The organism is Companilactobacillus allii (assembly GCF_001971585.1).
GTDB classification, from domain to species: Bacteria; Bacillota; Bacilli; order Lactobacillales; family Lactobacillaceae; genus Companilactobacillus; species Companilactobacillus allii.
This window is the reverse complement of record NZ_CP019323.1, coordinates 37,363-62,534: the sequence shown is the minus strand read 5'-3', so window position 1 is coordinate 62,534 and position 25,172 is coordinate 37,363. Positions and strand designations below refer to the sequence as shown.

The following is a 25,172-nucleotide window of genomic DNA, read 5'->3' as shown; positions in this document are numbered from 1 at the left end:
AAAATGGAAAATATATTAGAAGAGCAACCACGTGTTATTAATGAATTCAAAAAAATTATTAATTCAAATAAACTTTCACATGCTTATTTGATAGATAATGCTTCTTCTAAAGTACGTCAACAAGTTGCTATTTGGCTTGCCCAAACACAGTTCTGTGAAAATTTGCAAGATGGATTACCTGATCAAACCTGTCAACGTTGCAAGACGATTGCTATGGGGGATAATCCAGATGTTCTTGAAATTAAAACAGACAAGCAAAGTATCGGTGTTGACGATATAAAGTATTTTAAAAAAGAAGTAAATATGACAGCAACTCAAGGTAATCGTAGGATTTTGATTATTGATGAAGCCGAGAAAATGACTAATGCCGCCAGTAATAACTTGCTTAAGACAATTGAGGAGCCAGAAGGTAATTTACTGATCATTTTTTTGACAAACTCAGCTAAGCAATTATTACAAACTATTAGATCACGTGTACAAATATTTCATTTATCAAATAAAAGTAACGAAGATGAAATAGACGCTTTAGTAAAACTTGGCTTTAAAACTGAGCAAGCTGAAGTGGCGTTGAAAGTATCTGATATTAAATTTTTGCAATCAGTAACAGGGGAAACTTATCAGAATCTCATTGTGGCGTTGTCTGGATGGATGAAAGAATGCAATAAGAATAAAATAAATAGTTTTCTTGATGTTCAAACTGATATAATGCCATTGGTGGACAATAAAGATCATCAACATTTGGTATTCGATATGATGAATCAGATGTTTAGTGATATATTATCAATTAGATACAATGTGTTTGAGACACTTCTAATTAAGGAAGATGTTCTTTCAAATAAGAATATTCAACAAATAGTTATTTTTTCGGATGAATTATTTAAGGCTGAAGAGATGTGGAAAAGTAACGTTTCGTTTCAGTCGATTTTAGAGGACTTGTCATTAAAATTTGTGGGTGAGTAGGTGAAACAATGGCAGAAAAAGATCTATATGAGGAGTTTGAGGCTATTTCTAATCAGCTAGGTAATTTAAGTGGACAAATAGATTCGCTTAAAGAACAATTGTCTAAGGATCTAGAGGAAAAAGAAGAGCTTAAGATGGAGAATCATAATCTGCGTAAACAATTAGAAAAATTAGGTTATGAAGATAAGAGTTTCAATGAAAGTGAATTGCCTACTTCACGCTTGAATCTAGAGAAGCTATATCACAAAGGATTTCACGTGTGCCAACAATTTTATGGTTCTCACCGTAAAGAAAACGAAGAATGTGTATTTTGTCTCGGTGTGATTTATGGAAATCACAGTAAACCAAATAAAAATAAGTAAGGGAGCATTTTGAATGAATGAACAAAGGAGTTTTGTTAATAATTCGAAGGGCTGCCTTTTTTTAGTGCCAACTCCAATTGGTAACTTAGAAGATATGACCTTTCGAGCTGTTAAAACTTTGCAGGATGCAGATTTAATCGCTGCTGAAGATACTAGAAATACCAAATTTTTACTGAATCATTTTGAAATAACAACTGATTTGATCAGTTTTCATGAACATAATACTGCACAACGTATTCCTGAACTTATTGAAAAAATGAATGCCGGTGTCAGTATTGCCCAAGTTAGTGATGCTGGAACTCCATCAATAAGTGATCCGGGAAAAGAACTTGTTAAAGCAGCAATTGAGGCAGATATCGCAGTTGTTCCACTTCCAGGCGCCAGTGCTTCAACGACTGCTTTGATTGCCTCAGGAATAGAACCACAACCATTTTATTTTTATGGATTTTTGCCCCGAAAGGGAAAAGAGCGTACAGAAGCATTAGACAACTTGTCTAATCGTGTTGAAACGTCGATTATTTATGAGTCACCATATCGTGTGGTTAAGACTGTTGAAGATCTGAAAAGGTTCTTTGGTGGTGATCGTAGGATAACTTTGGCACGTGAACTAACTAAGATTCACGAAGCTTTCTTACGTGGAACGATCGACCAAGCTATTGAATACTATCAAGACCATGATCCAAAAGGCGAGTATGTATTGATATTATCTGGTAAAATAATCGAAGAAATTGAAGATATGTCAGATTCTGAAATCATCAATTCAATCGACCTCTTGATACAATCTGGAGAGAAACCAAATAGAGCTATTAAAGAAGTAGCCAGCCAAAATGATTTGCGTAAGCAAATTGTTTATAACTTATATCACGGAATTGGAAAGGAAGAATAAAATGGCAGAACAAATTTATTCACAGGAAATAGAATTCCCTTTTTATTTCGCTAATTTAACTGGTGACATGCGTCTTTCGGCACTTGTAGATGCAATGTTACTAATATCAGAAAAACAACTCCATGAGTCCGATTCTGACAGCTCAGAGATGGTACAAAGAGGATTAGGATGGGTTGTTGTACAATATCACATGGATATTAAGAAAATGCCTACTTTGGGTCAAAAATTGAAGGTAAGTACTCGTGCAACTAGCTACAATAAGTACTTCTTTTATCGTGACTTTTGGATAGATGACTTGGACGGTAATCGAATGGTCGATCTAACTAGTGCGTTTGTTATTATCGATATTAATAAACGTAAAATGGTTAGTGCATCGGAACAATTGACTGATTTCTTTGGGGCAGAAGAGATAACGAAAATCAAACGCTTTGCTAGATTACGTGAGCCTAAGAAATTTGAAATTAAAAAATCTCAGCATATCGGATATTACAATATTGATGTTAATCGTCATGTGAATAATTCTTATTACTTTGATTGGATGGTCGACTCTCTAGGAATAGACTTTGTTGAGAGACATCGTGCTAAGAGTATGGACATCAAGTATGATAAGGAATTGAATATTGAAAGTGAACCTGAGATCTATGCATCTATAGACAAAGATAATCTTGTTACAACTCATTGGATAAAGAGTAATGGCGAGTTAAATGCAGTTGCACAGATTACTTGGGAAGAAAAATAATAATGGTAAAATATTATATTAGATATAACTTATGTATAAGAAATGTTATAAGATAAATCTATAGGTGAAACATGTATACATGTGGTAATATGTTCAAGTAAAATATTTTTGGGGTAGGATTCAAAGCGTAAAGTGCTGGTGGAACGGAATGTGAACACCGGACGAAAAGCTATTGCTTGCGATTTTGTTTCCGCATTCGTCACTTTATATAGTTAGTTAATTCGTTAGCCTCTAGTTATATGCTGTGGCAGCTCCTACGAGGAGATGTCTATAATGAATACGAAAAGTCGTATTAGTGTCCATGAACTTACATGGATGGCGTTATTAATTGCAATGCAGATGGTGTTGAGCAAAATGTCGATAGGTAGTAATACCTTGAAAGTTGGGTTTAGCTTCATTGCGATAGGACTAATGGGATATTACTTCGGACCTTATAAAGCAGCAATTGCTAATGTAATTGCCGATATTATTAGTAACGTTGTGATGCCTGCATCGACCGGATTTTTCTGGGGTTTCACATTTTCAGCGTTAGTAGCAGGACTTATTTATGGGTTTATGCTATATAACCACAAGGTTACTATCTGGAGAGTATTGCTAACGATAGTATTGATAACAGTAGTTGTTAATACCTTGTTGAATACTTTGTGGATTCAAATGATAACTAACTTACCATATATGACATTGTTGATTCCTAGACTTGTCAAAGAAGCATTCAGTTTGGTATATCAAACTGGATTGTTATACATTATCCTTAAATGGATAAGTAATACTAGATTTAACAGAATCGGTCGCTAATGGCCGATTTTTTATTTTCTTGAATTAATGATAGTTTCCTTAATTCTCTACAAAATATATTATGTGGTAAAATGTTCCTATTAAGATTGAGGGGATTATATGAAAATTTTAGCTTTCGATACATCAAATAAGCCGTTAAGCGTTGCCCTAGTAGAAGATGGTAAAACTTTGGCACATATAGAATCTACTGAAAAGAAGACACACAGTATTACTTTGTTGCCAGATATTCAGAAATCTTTGAAAGAATCTAACTTATCAGTTGATGATATTGATATGATTGCTGTGGCCGATGGTCCAGGTTCTTATACTGGAGTTCGTATAGCTGTTACAGTTGCTAAAACATTAGCATTCACTTTGAATAAACCCTTGGTCGGTATATCTAGCCTTGAACTTCTCGCTGCCAATGGGGACGAAGGGATGTTTATTGTACCTTTGATGGATGCCAGAAATGACAATGCATTTGCTGGAGTCTACCAAAAGAAACAAGGTAAAATTGTTAATATTGTTGAAGATCATCATACATCAATGGATAAACTGTTGGATCTTCTTCAAAAGTACGATGAGGATAAACTAGAATTTATTAATGCCACTCAAAACTTAACCGATCTTATTCGAGAACATTCGCATGCAAAAATTATAACTAGTGAAGATAGCTTGCCTGATGCAACTAAACTCGCTAAATTGGCCGAACACACTGAGCCAGTTAAGGATATCGATAATTTTATTCCGACATATCTAAGACTTACTCAGGCAGAACATGATTGGTATGAAAAAGGTAATAAAGATGATGGGAATGTTTCCTATGTTGAGGAAGTTTAAACAGACTATTTGGCCAACAGGACATGTAGAAAATTTCTCTTTTGAAAAACAGTCGGTTAGTATTGATGGTAGACATTTCACCTTGCGCAAATCTGAAATGAAAGATACCAAGGAATTCATGGATATTCAAGAACAGGTATACTCTAAGCCAGTTCCGTGGCCTTTGGATATCGTTAGTATGGAATTGAGAAACAAAAATGCTTTGTATTTGTCATTAATAGAAGAACCCACTTGTGTAGCGTTTATTGGCGTGTCTTTAAAAGATAAAAAAGAAGCCCATATAACCAATATTGCTGTTGTTCCGAAGTTACAGCATTTGGGGATAGGACATCTTTTTATTAATCAGATTTTTGATTATTGTCGCAAACGTGGTTTCTCAAGTCTCTCACTTGAAGCAGATATTGAGAATGAGTCGGCAATTAGTTTGTATAGAGCATTTGGGTTTAAAACAAGAACTATTCATGAAAAGTATTATTTTAGAAATCATCATGACGCATTAGAGATGGTGGTGGATCTATAGGTGGAGAAAATTTTGAAAAAAGATACATTGATCATGTCGTTTGAGAGTAGTTGTGACGAAACTAGTGTTGCAGTTATTAAAAATGGTAAGGAAATATTATCGAATATAATTGCCACACAAATAAAGAGTCATCAACGATTCGGTGGTGTGGTACCAGAAGTAGCAAGTCGACACCACGTTGAAGAAATCACACGCTGTATAAAACTTGCAATGGATGAAGCAAATGTTGGCTATGAGGACTTGGACGCTGTTGCAGTTACTTACGGTCCAGGATTAGTTGGCTCATTGTTGATTGGTATAATGGCTGCTAAAACAGTAGCTTTTGCTCATGATTTGCCATTGATAAAAGTGAATCATTTGGCGGGACATATTTATTCAGCAAATTTTGTTTCCGATTTGAAGTACCCATTCATGGCCTTATTAGTTTCTGGTGGACATACAGAATTGGTCTTGGTTAAGGCTCCTGGTGAGTTTGAAACATTGGGTGATACTAGGGATGACGCAGTTGGTGAAGCTTATGACAAAATTGGTCGTGTTCTAGGTATTAATTATCCGGCTGGTAAAAAAGTTGATCAGATGGCAGCAATCGGTAATGATGTATTTGATTTTCCACGAGCTATGGTTCAAGAAGATAATTTGGACTTTAGTTTTAGTGGATTGAAGAGTTCATTTATTAATCGAGTTCACCATGCTGATCAAATTCATGAGGAATTAAACAAAGATGATTTAGCAGCTAGTTTCCAAGGTGCTGTTCTAGACATCTTGAGTAACAAGACATTTCGTGCTTTGAAACAACATCCGGTAAATCAGCTTGTAGTTGCTGGTGGCGTTGCTGCCAATCAAGGACTCCGTAAGCGATTGAAAGAAGATATCGAAAAGCGTAACTTGGATATGGAGTTGATTTTCCCACCATTGCGACTTTGTGGTGATAATGCGGCCATGATTGGTGCCATTGCCCAGATTCAATATGAGAAGGGTGATTTTGCTGATTTGGATTTGAATTCTGATCCTAGTTTGGATTTTTAAAATTATAAATTTAAAAGATAGTATACTGAAAAATTATTTCAGAATACTATCTTTTTTTAATGCAATTTTTTAATCAGAAATAATAAAAAGACCGCTATAATCCCCAAAGGTGGGAAATTATAGCGGTTTTCATTATCTTTCAACAATACAAACATCAACGCTATCACCAATATCCTTATCAATAGCCTGTCGGATATCTTTACGAATCCCAATAATATAGCAGATCGATCCATCAGGATTTGTGACACCCATATTAACAACGCTACCGTAATAATCCACGTTATCAAAAGTAGCGTGAACTTTAATGCGTCCTTTACCAAACTCTTTACGAATATCATAAGGAAATTCCACAAATGCTCCACCTTTACCAACTTTTGAAGCTTGGATAGTGGCGCTGTACTTATAAGTTTTGTTCATAATATTCACCTTTGATTACTTATATTTATTTTCAAGGCTACTCATCCAAAGTCCCAGTACAACTCCAGCAATGAATGCAATTAAGCTGAGGATAATTGTTAGTGGGGTAATACCAGAATAGCTAATGGTTTCAGTTGAGTAAGGATTTGGAATCAAAATCAATATTGTACTAGCTAGAACAATACCCAAAATAAAGTGATATACACGTGAATGATGATGTTCAATCAAAAATTCCATCCCTTTAGAGAACAGCACCATAGCAATGATTCCACCAAGGGCAATCGGTAGGAACACGCCGGTTATATCAAAATTTTTGAATCCGGTTAGCATCGGTGTATAAAGTCCCAGTATGAGTAAAAGGTTCGAAGGGCTTAGTCCCGGAACTAAAACTCCCAAGGCAATCAACATTCCAGCAATAACAAACCCAATAAAATTGGCTGGGATAGTTCCAAATATCTTACTCATGAAGAATAAGAATAATCCACCAAATATTAACATAAAGAAAAACCACAATACGTCTACCATATCACGTCGGCTACGGGAAGTTGAAGCACGCACCAATGAAGGTATAGTACCGATAATCGCACCGGCGAATCCCCACAAAACGATGACTTGGTAATGCTGCAGTAAAAACTCCAACGGCTTAGAAAGAAGGCCAATACCAACTATCCCACCGATCCCAACGGGTAGAAAATACATGAAGTCAGTTTTGAAGTTTTGGCGGATATGTGCCATAAAATGGAGCAATCTTTCATAGATGCCTAGGATAGCAGCTAAAACACCACCTGAGACACCTGGTAAAATAAACCCAAGTGCAATTATGACACCCTTGAAAAAGCGGATGAAAAAATTCTCTTGTTTATTTTGCATATTTATTCTCAACTTGTTTTATTTGTAAATTAAAGAATATCAAAATACTGATATTAAAACAATTATAACTATAAGTCTTCTAATTCCATAGACTTTTCAGTCCATTCATCTTCGAGTTCACTCTGTTTAGCTTTATTTTCGTCCAGTTCCTTTTGAAGATCACCTAATTTAGTATATGAACTTAAATTTTCATCTTTGGTCATTTCAACTTGAATGGCGGCATTTTCCTTGTCTAGTGTTGCAATTTTGTCTTCTAATTCTTCAACTTGGCGTTGTAATTTACGTTCTTGTTTTTGTTGCTCTTTGGATTTTTGATATTCAACTTTTTTCTCACTCATATTATGTGTATCCAAAGATTCATCCAAATCTTCAGAGCTAGCTTCATTTGTCTTTTCAAGGTAGTAATCATAATCCCCAAGATAGACTGTACTGCCACTAGGTCCGATATCAACGATTCTATCTGCGAGTGTGTTAAGTAGGTAGCGATCATGTGAAACAAACAACACGGTGCCTTCAAATGCCTTCAGAGCATCTTCAAGAACTTCCTTACTATCAATATCCAAATGGTTAGTTGGTTCGTCCATTACTAAGAAATTATCATGTTCCATCGACAATTTAGTTAGGGTCAATCTGGCTTTTTCGCCACCAGATAATCCAGAAACTGGTTTTAATACATCATCACCACTAAAAAGAAAAGATCCAAGGACATTTCTTATGACTTGTTCATCTAGTCTAGGATATCTATCCCAAATTTCGTGTAGCACGTCTTTTTTTGGATCCAAGTTAGTTAGGTTCTGATCATAGTATCCAACTTGAACATTAGCACCAAATTGAAACTCACCTTTGATCATAGGAATCTGTCCTAAGATAGACTTCAAAAGGGTGGATTTACCGATACCATTAGGTCCAATAATACCAACACGTTCACCTTTTTTAACATCTAGGTTAATTGGTTCTGACATGATTTGATCAGCATCATAACCAATAGCAGCATCTTTGATCAATAAAACATCGTTACCACTTTCCTTATCAATCTGAAATGAGAAATGAACAGAGCCTTGATCAGAGTCAGGACGATCCATTATGTCCATTTTTTCTAGCTTCTTGCGACGACTTTGAGCCATTTTGGTCGTTGACGCACGCACGATATTCTTTTGAATATATTCCTCAGTCTTTTTGATTTCGGCTTGTTGTTCTTCGTAGTGTTTCCACTCAACGTCTTGATTCTTCTTCTTTTCTTTTAGATAGAAGGTGTAATTACCTGAATAATGTGTTGAAGAATGATGATTGATCTCTACAATTTCAGTTACTACCTTATCCAAGAAATATTGATCATGCGAAATAATCACTAGTGCACCACGATAACCTTTTAGATAACCTTCAAGCCATTCAACAGTATCAATATCCAAATGGTTTGTTGGTTCATCTAGTAACAAGATATCATGATGTTCTAGTAGCATTTTGGCCATGGCAAGACGAGATCTTTCACCACCGGATAAAGTAGAGATACGTTCTTTCCACACATCTTCTTCAAATCCGAATCCTTTGAGGACACTTCTTATTTCTGATTGATATCCGTAACCATTTTCCTGACGGAAAGTGTTTTGAAGTTGATCGTATTGTTTTAGGATTTGGTCATAGTCGTCAACGGTGTTATCTGCCAATTTATTCTCTAATTGGTGCATTTGTTTTTCTTGGACTTTTAAGTAGTCGAAGACTTTTTCCATTTCATCAAAAATAATATTGTCACTATCGAGGCCTGAATCCTGTGCCAAATAGCCGATATTAGTATTTTTTTTCAGCGCAATATTCCCACTGTTATAATTTTCTTGGTCAGAAATTATTTTGAGTAGGGTAGATTTACCTACACCATTTCGACCAACTAGGCCTATTCTACTGTTATCTTGAATCTCGAAGCTAACATTAGAAAAAAGTTTTTTTGTTCCAAAATTCTTAGTTATGCTCTGGGCTTGTAATAAAATCACGGTATAAACTCCTTTATATATTCACAATTTTATCATTAATTAGAAATTTCTGCCTTTTATGTCGTAAGATGTTGCGTTTTCATCCATTTTTATTTACTATAATAGTTAGTGAAACGATGAACACATGGTGGGATAATATGACAAAAACAACAGTACCAAACGCAACGATAAAACGTTTACCAATATATTATCGATACTTTCAGTTCTTAAAGGACGAAGGTACCAAGAAAATATCCTCAGGCGAATTGTCTGAAGGAGTAAAAATTGACAGTGCAACTATAAGACGTGACTTCTCATATCTTGGTGCACTTGGCAAGAGAGGATACGGCTACGATGTTAATAATTTGGTAGCTTTCTTTAAGAAACTTTTGAATCAAGACAAGAGAACAAACGTTGCCTTGGTCGGAGTTGGTAATTTAGGGAATGCCTTGTTGAATTATAACTTCTCGAGAACTAATAATGTTCGAATTGCCGCAGCATTTGACATTGATGAATCAATCGTTGGAACTGTTAAGAGCGGTGTTCCTGTTTATCATGTTAATGAACTAAAGGAACAACTCAATGTTCAACAGATCGATGTCTGTATTTTGACAGTATCTTCTAATGCTGCCCAAACAACAGCAGATTTGCTAGCTGATGCTGGTGTTAAAGGAATCTTGAATTTCACGCCGGTTATTATCAATGTGCCTAATTCAATTCGTGTACATTACGTTGATTTGGCTAATGAATTACAAACATTGATATTTTTCTTAGATCGTGACAAGTCATTAGAACAAGAGAACGAAGATAAAGAATAATTTTTTGGGAGGATATTTGCATGAGTGAACCATTATTTTTGAAACCTGTTTTTCATAATAAAATTTGGGGTGGTAGAAAGCTTGAAACAAAGTTTGGCTACAAGATACCTGATGGTGATATTGGTGAATGTTGGGCTATTTCTGGACATCCACATGGTAGATCCCTCGTAGAGAACGGTGAGTTCTCTGGTGAGTTCGTTGATGATCTATGGAATAACCATAGTGAATTATTTGGTAATCCAAAAGGTAAGGTCTTTCCTTTGCTTACAAAGATCTTGGATGCTGAAGCTAGTTTGTCAGTTCAAGTACATCCAGACAATGATTATGCATGGGAACATGAACATGAATTAGGTAAGACAGAATGCTGGTACATCATTGATGCTGAACCAGGTTCATATTTAATTTATGGACATAATGCAAAGAACAAAGAAGAACTAGATACAATGATTGAATCAGGTGATTGGGATCATTTATTAAGAAAAGTACCAGTTAAAACCGGTGATTTCTATTTTGTGCCTAGTGGTACAGTTCATGCCTTGAATAAAGGAATTATGGCACTAGAGACACAACAAAGTAGTGATACAACATATCGTTTGTATGATTATGATCGTGTTGAAAAGAGTACTGGTAAGAAACGTGAACTACACATTAAACAATCTGAAGATACAATTACAGTTCCACACGTTGATCCAAAGCTAGATATCGTAACAAAGACTGAAGGAAAGAATACATTCACTACATTTGTACAGCCTCCAGTTTCACCATATTTTGCTGTATATCGTTGGGAAATCAAAGAGCCAGTTACTTTGAGACATAATATTGGCAAGTACACATTGATCTCTGTTATTAGTGGTGAAGGTAAGATTACTGTTGATGGCAAAGATTATGATTTGAATAAAGGTGTGCATTTGATCGTACCTGCAACAGTTGATTCATGGACATTAGATGGTGATTTGAACATTATTGCTTCTGAATCAGGCGAAGAATAGAGAAAACATCTCACAATGTGGGGTGCTTTTTTTTGTCTAAAATCAACTTTGCGGTAAAATATTTAACATGCAAATTAAAATAAAAAATACAAACCTAAACTACAAGATTTATGGATCCGGCAAGCCAATTTATTTCTTCCACGGGATGAGTCTGGATTCTACTAGTCTTGAAGTAGTATACGAACCACTGTTTAAAAACAAAAATTATCAAAGAATATATTTGGACTTACCTGGATTAGGAGATTCACAGGATGTTCATGAAGTTAATTCTTCTGATGACGTTTTGGAATTAGTAATAGAATTTATTAAGCAAATATCGGGTGAGAAAAAGGTAGCGATTATTGGTCACTCTTATGGTGGATATATTTGTCTTGGACTCTTAGCAAAAATTCCAGACCAAATTAAAGCCGCATTTATTACTTGTCCGGTGATTCATGCAAACAAAGCAGATAGGAAAGTGTCCGTTCATAAAAACATCTTTTTAGAAGATGTCAAAATTGGCAAGAACGCTGATAAATATCAGGATTTTGTTAAAGGGAATGTTGTGATCAACCAAGATGCTTGGGAGACTTATCAAGCAACTGTCATACCAGGTTTGGCAAAATATAATCGACCATTTTGGGATAAGATTAAAAGTGAAAAGAAATATCAGTTTTCATTTGAAGATGAATTACCGCTTACATTATCTGGCTTACAGTCTAAAACTACGATTTTGTTAGGTAAAAATGATTACATAGTCGGTTATCAAGAACAACTGCGGCTATTGAACTCACACAACAATATTCAAGAATTGATTTTAAATGATGCTGGGCATAATTTATTAACGGATATTTCTGAAGATTTAAATTTTTATTTTAATAAATTTCTGAAAATATATTAATATTTCTCTAATATGATTAAATTTAAGAAAAAAACTGCTATAATAATAACCAGGTTTTAAGGGGGCATTAAAGTGCAAAAGCAAAAATTTTTTCGGCTTAGTTTAGGATGGCAAATTATTATTGGATTAGTTCTAGGTATCATTTTGGGACAGGTCTTTTATCATAATAAAGGTGCCATTACAGTCATGCAAAATATCGGTACAATGTTCATTTCATTGATTCAAATGATCGTTTTGCCAATCGTTATATCTTGTTTGACAGTGGGTATTGCCAATATGGGTGATATTCGAAAACTTGGTCGTATTGGTTTAAAGACTCTAGTTTATTTTGAGGTCATGACCACATTAGCTATTATTATTGGTATTATTGTTGCCAACGTCACACATCCAGGTACTTATATCAATATCAATGATCTTAAAGGTTCAAGTATTTCACAATATACTGCTTCTGCATCAAGTGCCAAACATTCAGGAATTTGGTCCATTCTGATGGGAATCATCCCTACGAATATTTTTGCCGCAATGGGCAAAGGAGATATGTTACCAATTATCTTCTTCTCAGTTCTATTTGGATTAGGTACAGCATCACTTGGAGAACAAGGTAAGATCATAACTGATCTATTGAACGCAGTTGCCAATGTTATGTTCAAAGTTACCAACTGGGTTATGCGTACAGCTCCCATTGGTGTCTGTGCATTGATTGGTGTTACTGTCGCTGAAATGGGCTTTGATTCGTTAAAACCATTGGCGTTGTTTATTATTATTGCATATGCAACTATGGCATTTTTTGTTTTTGTTGTTATGTATTTTGTTGGAAAACTATTTCACGTTGATTTTTATGAATTATTTAGAATTATCGAAAATGAATTCGTATTAGCATTCACCACGGCAAGTTCAGAAGCCGCATTACCAAAGATGATCGATAAAATGCAGAAATATGGAGCAAGTAGAGGAATTGTCTCGTTTGTTATTCCAACCGGATATACCTTTAATCTTGATGGATCAGCCATTTATCAATCACTAGCAGCACTATTTTTGGCACAGGCATATCACATTAATCTGTCACTTGGCCAACAGATAACACTTGTTGTTGTTTTAATGTTAACTTCAAAAGGTATGGCAGGTGTCCCAGGTGCTTCATTTGTTGTTTTATTAGCAACGGTTTCAACAATTGGTGTACCAATGCAAGGATTGACCTTCATTGCCGGTATCGACAGATTAGTTGATATGGGACGTACAGCAGTCAATGTTGTCGGTAATTCGCTTGCTACAATCATTATTGCTAAGAGTGAAGATGAATTTGATGATGAAAAAAGGAAGAAGTACGTCGCTGAATATAAACGAGGTATGTAGGAATCAGAGCGTGATAAAACACGTTCAGTTTTCGTGTATAAGCATGAAAAAACGGTATTTACGTAAGTAAATATCGCTTTTTTTATGCTTATATGTAGAAAATTGTGTTTTGGCACGCGTTTCCACTGCAATTTTGAGTAGAAAAAAGTTATGTCACAATTCCTTATTTGCGATTAAACGGAGGAAATTGTGCTTTTTAACGCGTTTTAACTGCAAGTTTGACTATAAACAAAATCACACTACATAAAACTGATCATAACTACCAAAGTATTCATAACTAAGTGACTACCAGCACTAACGTATATATTCTTTGACTTGTAATAAATAAAGGAAAACCATAAACCCATGGCAACGTAAATCAAAAACCTAGTGTCTTGGTGCATGAAGGCAAAGAACAAAGCTGAAATTGCGGCTGCCCAATAAATATTTGTGGGTTTAATTAAATTTGAGAAAAATACACGTCTGAAAATAATTTCTTCCATGATTGGTGCACAAATCAAAACATACAAGAAATAATATGGATAGGCTCGTACCAAAGCTAATAATTGCATTGTATTGGCTGAGTCAGTACTTGCATGGAAAATATGTTGATCAATTAAACCTAAGCCTAATTGGATAACTAAAGCTCCGATTGTTCCAACGATTATCCACTGAAGTTTATTATTGAAAGTTGTGGATTCTTCTAATTCATTGGGAGTACTTTTTTGAGTTAAGTAGATCATGACAACTGTTGCTACAACAGCGGCTATTGTGATTACTAAGAAGTAAGCGGACCCAGTGACTTTTGCCATTGATAAAATTGAGCCGACAAATAGCAAAGCGATGTATGTTAATAATGTTAAAAATTGATTTGTTGAATATTTCATAATTTCTCCTATTTTCATAAAGGTAAATACTTGCATGTTCACAATAAAATGTTAATATAAAACATGTGATTAGCACGAAGTAACTTAGAGTGCTAAATTAAAAATAAATATTAATCATCGGAGGCATTCAAATTGTTAAAACCACTTGGAGACAGAGTTATTGTAACAGTCGATAAAGAAGAAGAGAAGACAGTAGGCGGCATTGTTCTTGCTAACAACGCTAAAGAAAAGCCACAAACAGCAGAGGTTGTTGCTGTAGGTGAAGGCTCAATAACAGAAGATGGAAAGACATTACCAATGCACATTAAGGTTGGCGACAAGGTTCTTTTCGATAAGTATGCTGGCTCAAATGTAAAGTTTGATGACACTGATTATTTAATCTTACACGAAAAAGATATCATGGCAATCGTTGAAAAATAATTAATTAAAATTATTAAATTAATAAAAATTATTGGAGTGTGAAAGTATGGCAAAAGAAATTAAATTCTCAGAAGATGCTCGTTCAAAAATGTTAGATGGTGTCAATAAGTTGGCTGACACAGTTAAGACAACTATCGGACCTAAGGGTAGAAATGTTGTTCTTGAAAAGAGTTATGGTTCACCTGAGATCACAAATGATGGTGTTACTATTGCTAAGAGTATTGAATTAGAAGATCATTTTGAGAACATGGGTGCAAAGCTTGTTTCCGAAGTTGCTTCAAAGACAAATGATATCGCCGGTGATGGTACTACTACAGCCACAGTTTTGGCTCAAGCTATCATCAAAGAAGGTATGAAAAACGTTACTGCAGGTGCTAACCCTGTTGGTATTAGAACTGGTATCGAAAAGGCAACTAAAGCTGCTGTTGATGAACTACACAAGATTTCACACAAAGTAGCTGGAAAGTCAGATATTGCTCAAGTTGCTTCAGTTTCATCAGCTAGTGAAGAAACTGGTAAGTTGATTGCTGACGCTATGGAAAAAGTCGGTAACGATGGTGTTATTACAATTGAAGAATCAAAGGGTATTGATACAACACTTGATGTTGTTGAAGGTATGCAATTTGATCGTGGATATATTTCACAATACATGGTTACAGATAACGACAAGATGGAAGCTGATTTAGATAATCCTTACATCTTGATCACTGATAAGAAGATTTCAAGTATTCAAGATATCTTGCCATTGTTACAACAAATCGTTCAACAAGGTAAGGCATTGTTGATCATCGCTGATGATATTGATGGTGAAGCACTACCAACACTAGTCTTGAATAAGATTCGTGGTACATTCAATGTTGTTGCCGTTAAGGCACCTGGCTTTGGTGATCGTCGTAAGGAACAATTGGAAGATATTGCTACTTTAACAGGCGCACAAGTTATCACTTCTGATCTTGGTCTTGAACTAAAAGACACAACTATGGATCAATTAGGTACAGCCGGTAAAGTTACAGTTACAAAAGACAATACAACAATCGTTGAAGGTGCTGGAGACAAGGGTGCTATCAGCGAACGTGTTGAAACAATCAAGAAGCAAATTGCTGAAACAACTTCAGACTTTGACCGTGAGAAGTTACAAGAACGTTTAGCTAAGCTTGCTGGTGGTGTTGCTGTTGTTAAAGTCGGTGCTGCTACTGAAACAGAATTGAAAGAACGCAAATATAGAATTGAAGATGCACTGAACGCTACACGTGCCGCCGTTGAAGAAGGCTACGTTGCAGGTGGTGGTACAGCATTCTTGAATATTATAGATGCAGTTAAGGCTGTTAAGAGTGAAGGCGACATTCAAACAGGTATTAACATCGTTGTTAGAGCGCTTGAAGAACCAGTACGTCAAATTGCTGAAAATGCTGGTATGGAAGGTTCAGTTATAGTTGAACATATGAAGGGTCAAAAACCAGAAGTTGGTTACAATGCTGCAACTGACAAATGGGAAAACATGGTTGACGCCGGAATTATTGATCCAACTAAAGTATCACGTTCAGCATTACAAAATGCCGCTAGTGTTGCTGCATTGTTATTAACAACAGAAGCTGTTGTTGCTGACAAACCAGATGATACACCAGCAGCTCCAGCCGCAGGTGCTAATCCAGCTGCCGGTATGGGCGGAATGATGTAGAGAGTGAAAAGAACCCGCTAGATTTTGAGCATTGCCTAGGATAATTGAAGTAGTGCAAAGCACTAGTTCAATTATACGTAGCGAGCGCAGGAATCTGGTTCATGTAACTTGTTTCAAAAAGAGAGTGGAATGAACCCGCTAGATTTTGAGCATCGCCTAGGATAATTGAAGTAGTGCAAAGCACTAGTTCGATTATACGTAGCGAGCGCAGGAATCTGGTTCATGTAACTCGTTTCAAAAAGAGAGTGAAAAGAACCCGCTAGATTTTGAGCATCGCCTAGGATAATTGAAGTAGTGCAAAGCACTAGTTCGATTATACGTAGCGAGCGCAGGAATCTGGTTCTTGCAACTCGTTTCAAAAAATAAATGAACCGATAGATCCAAAAATATTTAAATCTTAAACAAACTACTAAAAAAGTTACTTAGACAATAACTTAAAAACAAAACAAAACTAACCATTCCTATGCCAACGTAGGAATGGTTAGTTTTTTTGTGCTACAATTTTTAAAAAATAGAGGGAATGAAATGGATCAATTATTTACAATTGGACAACTTTCCAAAATATATGATATTAAAATACCAACACTGCGTTATTACGATGAGGTCGGTATTTTAAAGCCCGCCAAAGTGGATTCCAAAACACATTATCGTTATTATTCCACAGCTGAATTTGAACGATTGAATGTCATCAAGTATTTGCGTGCCCTTGATGTGCCTATTAGTGATATTAAGAACTTTTTTGATGCTCGTGATATTTCTACATTGGAAGATATGTTAAAAAGGCAACAGACACAAGTTAATCAACAAATTAAAACTCTTCAAGCTATCAATGGGAGAATATCTTCTCGTTTAAAACAAGTCAATGATGCTGAGAATTCAATTTTGGGTAAGATTGAATATTTAAATTTGCCAGAGACTCCTATTGTTTATTTGCGTAGGGACTACAACCTAAATGAAGATATTGAATTACCGTTGACCGCTTTGCGTAGAGAGTATGGATTGAATGAGGCGATATTTTTGGGGAAAATTGCTTTGTCATTGAGTAAACAAAACATTTTGGATGAAAAATTCGATGAGTACAGCGGAATCCTTTTAATGCTTGAAAATGGTGATCAGAGAAGAAATAGTTCCACATTACAAAAGGGGTCATACTTAAGAGTTAGATTCCATGGGACGCATCAGGATGCTTCAGATACTTATTTACAATTGAAGCAATATTGTGATGATAACTTACTTACAATAGTTGGTGATGCTATTGAAATAACGCTGATTGATTATGGTATTACTAACGATTTTGACAAGTATGTTACTGAAATCAGATTACCAGTTAGATAATTTTGTTGACCCTATAGTAACTAGAGAGTTTATATTAATATTATTATTTAAACTCAGGGGGCAATTAATAATGATTGGAACATTCTTTAACGTATCGATGATTATTGGAGGAAGTATCTTAGGCAGATTCTTACATAAGGGGATTAAACCGGAATATCAGAGGATTCTTACACAAGCATTGGGATTGGCAGCGAGTGTTATCGGAATCAATGCAGTTGTAGTTAACATGGCTAAGAGTAATTATCCAGTAATGTTCATCGTTAGTTTGGCCGTTGGTGGATTAATTGGAGAGAAAATAAACCTTGAGAAGAAGTTCAACGATATGGTTGGTAAGTTTTCTGGTGGCGGTAACTTGGCTGAGGGTTTAGCAACAGCCGTTTTACTGTATTGTATAGGTTCATTGTCGATTCTTGGACCTATCCAGGAGGCGTTAAAACATGACAGCACTTTTTTGTTTACTAATGGTATGTTGGACGGAATAACGTCGGTTGTACTGGCTTCAACTTTTGGATTAGGTATAGCGCTGGCCGCAATTGCTGTGTTTATTTGGCAGGGAAGTATATATGCGATTGCGTTAATGCTTCAAAGTTCAATTAATTCCGATATGATCACCGAATTAACTATCGTTGGTGGAGTTTTGATTTTGGCATCAGGATTAGGACTTCTTGAAATTAAAAAGATCAGTGTTTTGAACCTTTTGCCGTCATTGGCCATCCCAATTATAGGTGTTTTGGTATTACAGCTTTTTTAATTGTTTTAATGTAACACAATTGATGTTGTAGATGATTAATTATAAAATATTGACATTTATTATAAAAAGTCTAATATTACATAACAATACAATATTGGAGGCGTCAATTTATGAAATATGGAGTACTAGGTGCAGGTGCCATGGGTTTGAGATATGGAGTTCTTTTACAAGAAGCAGGATTTCCGGTTGACTTTGTTGATATTTGGGACGACCAAATAAACAAGGTCAAAGAACAAAACGGAGTCTATGTTTCTAGAGATGGGAAAGATAAACACCTGGTGCCAATCAATATTTACTCTCCAGAAGATTATTCGGGTAATCCAGATGTTTGGATTGTCTTTGTTAAACAGATGCAACTAGATGATGCTTTGAAACGAGCAAGTCACTTATTTACAAAAGAACAATATGTGGTTGCCCCAATGAATGGTATGGGACATATTGAAAAGCTTGATAAGTATTTTGCTGTCGAGAAAGTAATCAGTGGTACAGCAATGATTGCTACTGTTTTAAATGGAGTTGGTGATGTTGACTTCATGGGTAAATCTGGTGCTGGTAGTATGAAGTTAGTTAATCAAAATGAAACACCAGATGAAACTACGCATCAAATTTCTGATGATTTTACAAAAGCAAATTTGAATCCAGAAATCACAACTAACTTCCAAGGAACTTTGATGGCAAAAGTTATTTTGAATTCAGTATGTAATACTCTTTGCACAATGTTTAGTATCAAAATGGGTGATTTTATTCAAGCACCTACAGCTGAGGCTTTGAGTAAGCAACTTATTAACGAAGCATTTGACGTTTGTGAAAGAGCAGGTATAACTCTATTAAATACTCGTGAAGAAGAGTGGCAAGCGGTTAAGTTTGCCAGTACAGTAGGGATGCCACTACATTACCCATCAATGTATCAGGATATGTCTAAGAATCGACCAACAGAAGTTGATTATATCAATGGCTATATTTATGACTTAGGATTGAAATATCATTACGAAGCAACAACACATGATTTTGTGCGTAACCTAGTTCATTTGGCAGAGTTTTCAAGAGCGAAATAAATCACGCTTAATTTCCGAGTACTAACTCAAAATGCCTCAGCATTTACGAAAGTAAATACTGAGGCATTTTGAATTAGACGGAAGAAATTGCAATTTATTTCGCGTTTATACAGCAAGTTTGAGAGAACAAATAAGTAAAGAACGATTCAGTATTAAGAATTAAAAATTCAAATAGAAGAAATTGCAATTTATTTCGCGTTTGCACAACAAGTATAAGTACACTCTCTTTTTTAATTTGGTCAATATTGATACAATATCATAGGTAAAGATGGGGGAATTTTATATAATGAAAATACTTTTCGTTGGAGATGTCGTCGGCAACATCGGACTTAAGACAATAGAGGCCTATTTGCCTAAAATTAAACAAAAGATCAAACCACAATTGACGATTGTGAATGGTGAAAATGCCAATGGTGGTAAAGGAATCAAAGTTGACGACTACCAAAGAATTCAAGTTGCTGGAGCAGATGTTGTTTCTGGTGGTAATCATATATGGGATAAACGAGAAGTGCTAGATTTCATTGATGATCCCAAAAAGAATATTTTGCGCCCCTACAATTTCTCAGGTGAAGATGTACCTGGACGTGGAATAATTGAAAAGAAAGTCAATCAAAAAAAGGTCTATATAATAAATATGCAAGGAACTGCATTAATGCAGCCACTGGACAATCCCTTTTTGGCATTCGACAAATTATTACCAACGTTAGATAAAGATGCAGTTAAATTTGTTGATTTTCATGCTGAAACAACTAGCGAAAAGATTGCGGTTGCTAAGTATCTAACTGGTAGAGTATCTGCTGTTGTAGGAACACATACACACGTACAAACTAACGATGCCAGAGTATTTGACAAGAAGACAGCTTATCTAACTGATGTTGGTATGACAGGATCATATGATGGTATTCTTGGTGTTAAAGATGAACCAATTATTACGCGTTTTTTAACACAACGTCCAACAAAATTCGACGTTGATGAAGATGGCCGTATGCAAATTGGATTTTGTGTAATTGATATTAACGATCAGACAAACTATGCACGTAGTATCAAAAATTATGTCATAAATCCTGATAATCAAAAATTTTTAACTTTCTAAATTAATTTCAAGATTGGTGGAGGAAATTCATGCCACAAAAAACAAAGGAAACTCCAATGATGCAACAATATCTGGATATGAAAAAGGAAAACCCAGATGCTTTTTTGTTGTATCGTGTTGGTGATTTTTATGAAATGTTCTACGATGACGCAATCAAAGGTTCACAAATACTGGAACTAACGTTAACATCTAGAAACAAAAAAGCAGATGATGACATCCCCATGTGCGGAGTGCCTCATCGTGCTATTCAAGGGTATATTGATACACTTGTTGATAAAGGATATAAAGTCGCAATTTGCGATCAATTGGAAGATCCCAAACTTGCCGAGGGAATGGTAAAACGTGGAATAACACGTATCGTTACACCAGGTACAGTTATGGATGAATCTGCCAATACTGCAACTGAAAATAACTACATTACATCTATTGTTTATGAAAAGAATCGTTTTGGACTAGCTTATGCTGATTTATCAACAGGTGAAGTCAAAGTTACGTCAGTAAACAATTCAATGGACTTGATGAATGAGCTACAAAATTTAAGTACTAAAGAGTCTGTTGTTAGTAAGAGTTTTCCACAGAAATACGCAGATCCAATCAAGCGCCTTGGAATTATAGTTTCTACCATTGAAGAGCTTGATGATAACTTCACCTATGATTATTCACGGATTACTGAAGAATTACAGGTAACAACAGTTAAGACTCTGATCTCTTATCTAATGGAAACCCAGATGAGGTCATTGGATCATTTAAAGAGTGCAGAGACATATAAGACAACTGCTTATTTATCAATGGATCATACTGCACAGAGTAATCTTGAATTATTCAAGAATTTAAGAACAAATAAAAAATCCGGAACTCTTCTGTGGCTACTTGATGAAACAAAAACGGCAATGGGTGGAAGATTGTTGAAACAGTGGCTATCAAGACCACTCTTAAATCAAAGTGAACTAGAAAAGCGTCAACATATCCTTCAAGTTTTCATGGATAATTATTTCCAAAGATTGTCCTTTCAAGACTATCTAACTAAGGTATATGACTTGGAGAGATTAGCTGGTAGAGTCGCTTATGGAACAGTCAATGGACGTGATTTGATTCAATTGAAAACGTCTTTAGAACAAGTACCCAAAATAAAAGAGATTCTTTTAGATATCGGAGATTATGATCTTAATTCATATGTGGAACAAATCGATGAGGTCAGTGATGTAAGGGACTTGATCGAAAAAGCTGTTGTTGATGAGCCACCAATTTCAATAACAGGTGGTGGTGTTATCAAGGAAGGCTATAATGAACAACTTGATAAGTATACTGATGCTTCTAAGAATGGTAAAAAGTGGATCGCAGAATTACGTGCCCATGAACAAGAAGTCACTGGCATCAGTAACCTTAAAATTGGCTATAACAAGGTGTTTGGCTACTATATAGAAGTGACTAAGTCTAATATTGAAAAGGTCCCTGAAGGCCGTTATACAAGGAAACAGACTCTAACTAATGCAGAGCGCTATATTACACCTGAGCTCAAAGATAAAGAAAGCTTGATCTTGGAAGCTGAAGACAAGTCTCAAGCTTTAGAACATCAATTATTTGCGGATATTAGAAAATCTGTCAAAGAACAAATAAGACGTATTCAGGCACTAGCCAATATATTGTCTCAGTTGGATGTCTTACAAAGTTTTGCAGTGATAAGTGAGACTTATCATTATGTTGCTCCCAAATTTGTCGATGGTCATAGTTTGAATATAGTCAACGGACGTCATCCGGTTGTGGAAAAAGTCCTGAGCAATAACAGTTATATCCCAAATGATGTGTTTTTTGATGACAAGACAGATATCTTGTTGATAACTGGACCAAATATGTCTGGTAAGAGTACTTATATGCGACAGATGGCACTAACAGTCATCATGGCTCAAATTGGCTGTTTTGTTCCCGCTGAATCGGCGACTATGCCGATATTTGATCATATATTTACCAGAATTGGTGCGGCCGATGATTTAATCTCTGGTGATAGTACATTTATGGTTGAAATGCGAGAAGCAAATGATGCATTAAAAAATGCAACAAAGAATAGTTTGATAATTTTTGATGAAATAGGTCGTGGAACTGCTACTTATGATGGTATGGCATTAGCTCAAGCTATTATTGAGTATATCGACAAACATGTTAAAGCAATGACGATGTTTTCAACTCATTATCATGAATTAACCGAACTAGAAAGTCAGTTGCCAGGTGTTAAAAATGTGCATGTTGATGCCTCTGAAGAAGACGGAACTTTGGTATTTTTGCACAAGGTGTTGTCAGGTCCAGCTGATAAGTCCTATGGTATCCATGTTGCTAAATTAGCTGGATTACCAGAAGAGGTCTTGAGTCGTGCGGATACAATTTTGAGTAGTCTAGAAGATACAGCACCAAAACATATCAAGGTTGAAGAAGTAAAATCAAAACCAGTAGTTGAGAGTACTTCTAGCGATGTTGAAAAGATAAATGATTCAGCAAATGAAGAGTCACAATTATCACTTTTTCCAGAAGTAGGAGTTACGCCTAAAAAGTTAAATAAAGGTGAAAGAAAAGTTGTTACTGAGTTACAAAATCAGGATTTGATGGGTGTTACGCCAATTGATGCAATCAATTTGTTGTATAAATGGCAAAAAGAACTTAAATAAAGAAGGTGGAAAACTTGGGGTTGATTCATGAATTATCAGTCGAATTAAGTAACCAGATCGCTGCTGGGGAAGTTATTGAGCGTCCTGCTTCAGTTGTTAAAGAGTTAGTTGAGAATGCGATTGATGCACATGCAACACAGATACTTATTACAGTTAAAGAATCTGGGATGAAATCGATTGAAATCAATGATAATGGTGATGGTATTGAGGCCGATGATGTAGAAATCGCCTTTCAACCTCATACCACTAGTAAAATATCGACTGAACATGATTTATTCAATGTTTTAACATTGGGATTTCGTGGAGAAGCTTTGGCAAGTATTGCCTCAGTTTCTAAACTTACTATCGTTACTAGTACCGATGGAAAGTCGGCGATTCAAGCAAAATTCTCTGGGAATACTTTGGTGGATAAAAAAACCTTTGCACGTTCCAAAGGTACGACAGTCACAGTTGAAGATTTATTCTTCAATACACCAGCACGACTTAAGTATGTTAAGTCGCTACACACCGAATTGAACAAGATCGTTGATATTGTTGATAGACTTGCGATGGGACATCCTGAGATATCAGTTAGATTAATACATGATGGTAAAGATATTGTTTGGACTTCGGGAAATGACAATTTGCAACAGACAATGGCAGGAATTTATGGGCGAACTATCGCTAGTCACATGTTTGAATTTGAGAATTCTGATGAGGATTATGCTATTAAAGGATATTTCTCTAAACCAGATACGACTAGATCCAATCGATCATATATTTCACTGATTTTAAATGGTAGATATATTAGAAATTATCAACTGACAAATGCAGTCATAAGAGGCTATGGTTCTAAGTTAATGGTAGGAAGATTTCCAATTGCTATTATTGATATCAAACTAGATCCAACTCTTGTGGATATCAATGTGCACCCAACTAAACAAGAAGTAAGGCTGACTAATGAAGGTCATATTGCTGACATGATCAGTGAAGGGATCAAGAATAAGATAGCTAACCAAAATCTAATTCCGGATGCTGTTAAGAATTTAGATCGTAAAACGACTAGTGATCAGGTCATTAAACCAGTCGAGCCTAAGCCTGAACAGATTTCATTTGATGAATTAACAACGATGAATCAAATAAATGAACCGATGCCGACTACTCTTCCTGTGGATAGTAATATTGTTACTCCAGTTGTTAACAAGCAATTAACAGGTACACCGATTTTTGATGAGCCCAAGCATCTTGAAGAATGGGACAAACGCTTGGCTAATGAAAAAGAGACTAAGGTTATTCCTGATAATAGTGAGGTCGTTGATAATACTAATACTGGCTTTCCTGATCTTAGATATATTGGTCAGATCCACGGAACGTATTTGGTCGCTGAAAGTAACGAAGGATTTTATTTAATTGATCAACACGCGGCTCAAGAACGGGTTAATTATGAATATTATCGTAAAGAAATCGGTAAAGTATCTGATGATCAACAACGACTATTGGTACCGATCGTCTTAGATTATCCAAACTCTGAAAGTATTTTGATAAGAGAAAAAAAGCCAATACTTGAAAGTATTGGTCTATATTTAGAGGATTTTGGACAAAATAGTTTTGTTGTCAATACACATCCAACGTGGTTTGTAGAAGGTCAGGAAGAATCAACTATCAAAGAAATGATCGATTATGTATTGAATGATTCCAAGATCAGTGTTGCATCATTTAGAGAGAAGAATGCAATCATGATGAGTTGTAAACGGGCCATTAAGGCTAACCATCATTTGGATGAAATTCAGGCGGTCGAATTATTGAATAATTTAACTAAAGCAGAAAATCCATATAATTGTCCACATGGACGACCAGTATTGGTAGAATTTAGTAACAAGGATCTTGAAAAAATGTTCAAAAGAATTCAAGATCCTCATGACACTAGAGAAAGTGAATAA

At 35.5% G+C, this 25,172-nt stretch carries 24 protein-coding genes and 1 riboswitch; of the genes, 20 read left to right on the top strand and 4 right to left on the bottom strand.

Going from position 1 to position 25,172, the window contains the following annotated elements; genetic code table 11:
* The first annotated feature begins 3 nt into the window (after positions 1 to 3).
* The 8 genes from BTM29_RS00310 to tsaD all read left to right on the top strand — a co-directional run bounded on the left by BTM29_RS00310 (position 4) and on the right by tsaD (position 6,107).
* Positions 4 to 960, top strand: coding sequence for an AAA family ATPase (locus BTM29_RS00310; protein WP_076613548.1), 957 nt, complete (start codon positions 4 to 6; stop codon positions 958 to 960).
* A gap of 8 nt (positions 961 to 968) precedes the next feature.
* Positions 969 to 1,322: an initiation control protein YabA gene (locus BTM29_RS00305; RefSeq protein WP_076613547.1), complete on the top strand. Its 354-nt coding sequence runs from the start codon at positions 969 to 971 to the stop codon at positions 1,320 to 1,322.
* A gap of 13 nt (positions 1,323 to 1,335) precedes the next feature.
* Positions 1,336 to 2,208 (top strand): 16S rRNA (cytidine(1402)-2'-O)-methyltransferase, encoded by an 873-nt coding sequence (rsmI, locus tag BTM29_RS00300; RefSeq protein WP_076613546.1) that lies wholly within the window; start codon positions 1,336 to 1,338, stop codon positions 2,206 to 2,208.
* A 1-nt stretch (position 2,209) separates the two neighbouring features.
* Positions 2,210 to 2,947, top strand: coding sequence for an acyl-[acyl-carrier-protein] thioesterase (locus BTM29_RS00295; protein WP_076613545.1), 738 nt, complete (start codon positions 2,210 to 2,212; stop codon positions 2,945 to 2,947).
* A 107-nt stretch (positions 2,948 to 3,054) separates the two neighbouring features.
* Positions 3,055 to 3,151: riboswitch (THF riboswitch) on the top strand.
* Between the two features lie 69 nt (positions 3,152 to 3,220).
* Entirely contained in the window at positions 3,221 to 3,742 is a 522-nt protein-coding gene (locus BTM29_RS00290; RefSeq protein ID WP_076613544.1) for a folate family ECF transporter S component, read from the top strand.
* A gap of 99 nt (positions 3,743 to 3,841) precedes the next feature.
* On the top strand, positions 3,842 to 4,561 hold the full coding sequence (gene tsaB / locus BTM29_RS00285; protein WP_076613543.1) for a tRNA (adenosine(37)-N6)-threonylcarbamoyltransferase complex dimerization subunit type 1 TsaB: 720 nt from the start codon (positions 3,842 to 3,844) through the stop codon (positions 4,559 to 4,561).
* Complete coding sequence (rimI, locus tag BTM29_RS00280; protein WP_076618556.1) at positions 4,545 to 5,081, top strand: ribosomal protein S18-alanine N-acetyltransferase; 537 nt, start codon at positions 4,545 to 4,547, stop codon at positions 5,079 to 5,081. The genes tsaB and rimI overlap by 17 nt, the downstream gene beginning before the upstream one ends.
* Positions 5,082 to 5,114: 33 nt before the next feature.
* Positions 5,115 to 6,107: a tRNA (adenosine(37)-N6)-threonylcarbamoyltransferase complex transferase subunit TsaD gene (tsaD, locus tag BTM29_RS00275; RefSeq protein WP_076618552.1), complete on the top strand. Its 993-nt coding sequence runs from the start codon at positions 5,115 to 5,117 to the stop codon at positions 6,105 to 6,107.
* 132 nt (positions 6,108 to 6,239) lie between these two features.
* Here the strand turns inward: tsaD and BTM29_RS00270 are convergent, their stop codons facing one another.
* The 3 genes from BTM29_RS00270 to BTM29_RS00260 form a co-directional block, all read right to left on the bottom strand.
* A complete protein-coding gene (locus BTM29_RS00270; RefSeq protein ID WP_076613542.1) occupies positions 6,240 to 6,524 on the bottom strand; it encodes a DUF1905 domain-containing protein in 285 nt (94 codons plus the stop codon).
* 15 nt (positions 6,525 to 6,539) lie between these two features.
* Complete coding sequence (locus tag BTM29_RS00265; RefSeq protein ID WP_076613541.1) at positions 6,540 to 7,394, bottom strand: DUF368 domain-containing protein; 855 nt, start codon at positions 7,392 to 7,394, stop codon at positions 6,540 to 6,542.
* A 68-nt stretch (positions 7,395 to 7,462) separates the two neighbouring features.
* Entirely contained in the window at positions 7,463 to 9,379 is a 1,917-nt protein-coding gene (locus BTM29_RS00260; RefSeq protein WP_076613540.1) for an ABC-F family ATP-binding cassette domain-containing protein, read from the bottom strand.
* Between the two features lie 137 nt (positions 9,380 to 9,516).
* Here BTM29_RS00260 and BTM29_RS00255 point away from each other — a divergent pair, with 137 nt between their 5' ends.
* From BTM29_RS00255 to BTM29_RS00240, 4 genes are all read left to right on the top strand, one after another.
* Complete coding sequence (locus tag BTM29_RS00255; RefSeq protein ID WP_076613539.1) at positions 9,517 to 10,176, top strand: redox-sensing transcriptional repressor Rex; 660 nt, start codon at positions 9,517 to 9,519, stop codon at positions 10,174 to 10,176.
* 20 nt (positions 10,177 to 10,196) lie between these two features.
* Positions 10,197 to 11,165, top strand: coding sequence for a mannose-6-phosphate isomerase, class I (gene manA, locus BTM29_RS00250; RefSeq protein ID WP_076613538.1), 969 nt, complete (start codon positions 10,197 to 10,199; stop codon positions 11,163 to 11,165).
* Between the two features lie 67 nt (positions 11,166 to 11,232).
* Positions 11,233 to 12,045 carry an alpha/beta fold hydrolase gene (locus BTM29_RS00245; protein WP_076613537.1) on the top strand — a complete coding sequence of 271 codons (813 nt, stop codon included), beginning with the start codon at positions 11,233 to 11,235 and terminating at the stop codon, positions 12,043 to 12,045.
* A 72-nt stretch (positions 12,046 to 12,117) separates the two neighbouring features.
* Positions 12,118 to 13,398, top strand: a complete 1,281-nt coding sequence (locus tag BTM29_RS00240) for a cation:dicarboxylate symporter family transporter (RefSeq protein ID WP_076613536.1) — start codon at positions 12,118 to 12,120, stop codon at positions 13,396 to 13,398.
* Positions 13,399 to 13,637: 239 nt separating this feature from the next.
* Here BTM29_RS00240 and BTM29_RS00235 read toward each other — a convergent pair whose 3' ends face one another.
* Positions 13,638 to 14,264: a CPBP family intramembrane glutamic endopeptidase gene (locus BTM29_RS00235; RefSeq protein ID WP_076613535.1), complete on the bottom strand. Its 627-nt coding sequence runs from the start codon at positions 14,262 to 14,264 to the stop codon at positions 13,638 to 13,640.
* 132 nt (positions 14,265 to 14,396) lie between these two features.
* Here BTM29_RS00235 and groES point away from each other — a divergent pair, with 132 nt between their 5' ends.
* The 8 genes from groES to mutL all read left to right on the top strand — a co-directional run bounded on the left by groES (position 14,397) and on the right by mutL (position 25,172).
* On the top strand, positions 14,397 to 14,684 hold the full coding sequence (gene groES, locus BTM29_RS00230) for a co-chaperone GroES (RefSeq protein WP_025023713.1): 288 nt from the start codon (positions 14,397 to 14,399) through the stop codon (positions 14,682 to 14,684).
* Positions 14,685 to 14,730: 46 nt separating this feature from the next.
* Positions 14,731 to 16,362: a chaperonin GroEL gene (gene groL, locus BTM29_RS00225; RefSeq protein ID WP_076613534.1), complete on the top strand. Its 1,632-nt coding sequence runs from the start codon at positions 14,731 to 14,733 to the stop codon at positions 16,360 to 16,362.
* 525 nt (positions 16,363 to 16,887) lie between these two features.
* Positions 16,888 to 17,697 (top strand): MerR family transcriptional regulator, encoded by an 810-nt coding sequence (locus BTM29_RS00220; RefSeq protein WP_076613533.1) that lies wholly within the window; start codon positions 16,888 to 16,890, stop codon positions 17,695 to 17,697.
* A 70-nt stretch (positions 17,698 to 17,767) separates the two neighbouring features.
* On the top strand, positions 17,768 to 18,448 hold the full coding sequence (locus BTM29_RS00215) for a DUF554 domain-containing protein (RefSeq protein WP_076613532.1): 681 nt from the start codon (positions 17,768 to 17,770) through the stop codon (positions 18,446 to 18,448).
* Between the two features lie 110 nt (positions 18,449 to 18,558).
* Positions 18,559 to 19,503, top strand: coding sequence for a ketopantoate reductase family protein (locus BTM29_RS00210; protein WP_076613531.1), 945 nt, complete (start codon positions 18,559 to 18,561; stop codon positions 19,501 to 19,503).
* Between the two features lie 286 nt (positions 19,504 to 19,789).
* Complete coding sequence (locus tag BTM29_RS00205) at positions 19,790 to 20,596, top strand: TIGR00282 family metallophosphoesterase (protein ID WP_076613530.1); 807 nt, start codon at positions 19,790 to 19,792, stop codon at positions 20,594 to 20,596.
* A gap of 29 nt (positions 20,597 to 20,625) precedes the next feature.
* Entirely contained in the window at positions 20,626 to 23,253 is a 2,628-nt protein-coding gene (gene mutS, locus BTM29_RS00200) for a DNA mismatch repair protein MutS (protein ID WP_076613529.1), read from the top strand.
* A gap of 14 nt (positions 23,254 to 23,267) precedes the next feature.
* Positions 23,268 to 25,172 (top strand): DNA mismatch repair endonuclease MutL, encoded by a 1,905-nt coding sequence (mutL, locus tag BTM29_RS00195; protein ID WP_164510775.1) that lies wholly within the window; start codon positions 23,268 to 23,270, stop codon positions 25,170 to 25,172.

What these genes read in the sequence shown, in the direction of transcription:
- BTM29_RS00310 (WP_076613548.1), top strand. Translation starts at nt 4, where the DNA reads ATGGAAAATATATTAGAAGAGCAACCACGTGTTATTAATGAATTCAAA.
- BTM29_RS00305 (WP_076613547.1), top strand. Translation starts at nt 969, where the DNA reads ATGGCAGAAAAAGATCTATATGAGGAGTTTGAGGCTATTTCTAATCAG.
- rsmI (WP_076613546.1), top strand. Translation starts at nt 1,336, where the DNA reads ATGAATGAACAAAGGAGTTTTGTTAATAATTCGAAGGGCTGCCTTTTT.
- BTM29_RS00295 (WP_076613545.1), top strand. Translation starts at nt 2,210, where the DNA reads ATGGCAGAACAAATTTATTCACAGGAAATAGAATTCCCTTTTTATTTC.
- BTM29_RS00290 (WP_076613544.1), top strand. Translation starts at nt 3,221, where the DNA reads ATGAATACGAAAAGTCGTATTAGTGTCCATGAACTTACATGGATGGCG.
- tsaB (WP_076613543.1), top strand. Translation starts at nt 3,842, where the DNA reads ATGAAAATTTTAGCTTTCGATACATCAAATAAGCCGTTAAGCGTTGCC.
- rimI (WP_076618556.1), top strand. Translation starts at nt 4,545, where the DNA reads ATGTTGAGGAAGTTTAAACAGACTATTTGGCCAACAGGACATGTAGAA.
- tsaD (WP_076618552.1), top strand. Translation starts at nt 5,115, where the DNA reads ATGTCGTTTGAGAGTAGTTGTGACGAAACTAGTGTTGCAGTTATTAAA.
- BTM29_RS00270 (WP_076613542.1), bottom strand. Translation starts at nt 6,524, where the DNA reads ATGAACAAAACTTATAAGTACAGCGCCACTATCCAAGCTTCAAAAGTT.
- BTM29_RS00265 (WP_076613541.1), bottom strand. Translation starts at nt 7,394, where the DNA reads ATGCAAAATAAACAAGAGAATTTTTTCATCCGCTTTTTCAAGGGTGTC.
- BTM29_RS00255 (WP_076613539.1), top strand. Translation starts at nt 9,517, where the DNA reads ATGACAAAAACAACAGTACCAAACGCAACGATAAAACGTTTACCAATA.
- manA (WP_076613538.1), top strand. Translation starts at nt 10,197, where the DNA reads ATGAGTGAACCATTATTTTTGAAACCTGTTTTTCATAATAAAATTTGG.
- BTM29_RS00245 (WP_076613537.1), top strand. Translation starts at nt 11,233, where the DNA reads ATGCAAATTAAAATAAAAAATACAAACCTAAACTACAAGATTTATGGA.
- BTM29_RS00235 (WP_076613535.1), bottom strand. Translation starts at nt 14,264, where the DNA reads ATGAAATATTCAACAAATCAATTTTTAACATTATTAACATACATCGCT.
- groL (WP_076613534.1), top strand. Translation starts at nt 14,731, where the DNA reads ATGGCAAAAGAAATTAAATTCTCAGAAGATGCTCGTTCAAAAATGTTA.
- BTM29_RS00220 (WP_076613533.1), top strand. Translation starts at nt 16,888, where the DNA reads ATGGATCAATTATTTACAATTGGACAACTTTCCAAAATATATGATATT.
- BTM29_RS00215 (WP_076613532.1), top strand. Translation starts at nt 17,768, where the DNA reads ATGATTGGAACATTCTTTAACGTATCGATGATTATTGGAGGAAGTATC.
- BTM29_RS00210 (WP_076613531.1), top strand. Translation starts at nt 18,559, where the DNA reads ATGAAATATGGAGTACTAGGTGCAGGTGCCATGGGTTTGAGATATGGA.
- BTM29_RS00205 (WP_076613530.1), top strand. Translation starts at nt 19,790, where the DNA reads ATGAAAATACTTTTCGTTGGAGATGTCGTCGGCAACATCGGACTTAAG.
- mutS (WP_076613529.1), top strand. Translation starts at nt 20,626, where the DNA reads ATGCCACAAAAAACAAAGGAAACTCCAATGATGCAACAATATCTGGAT.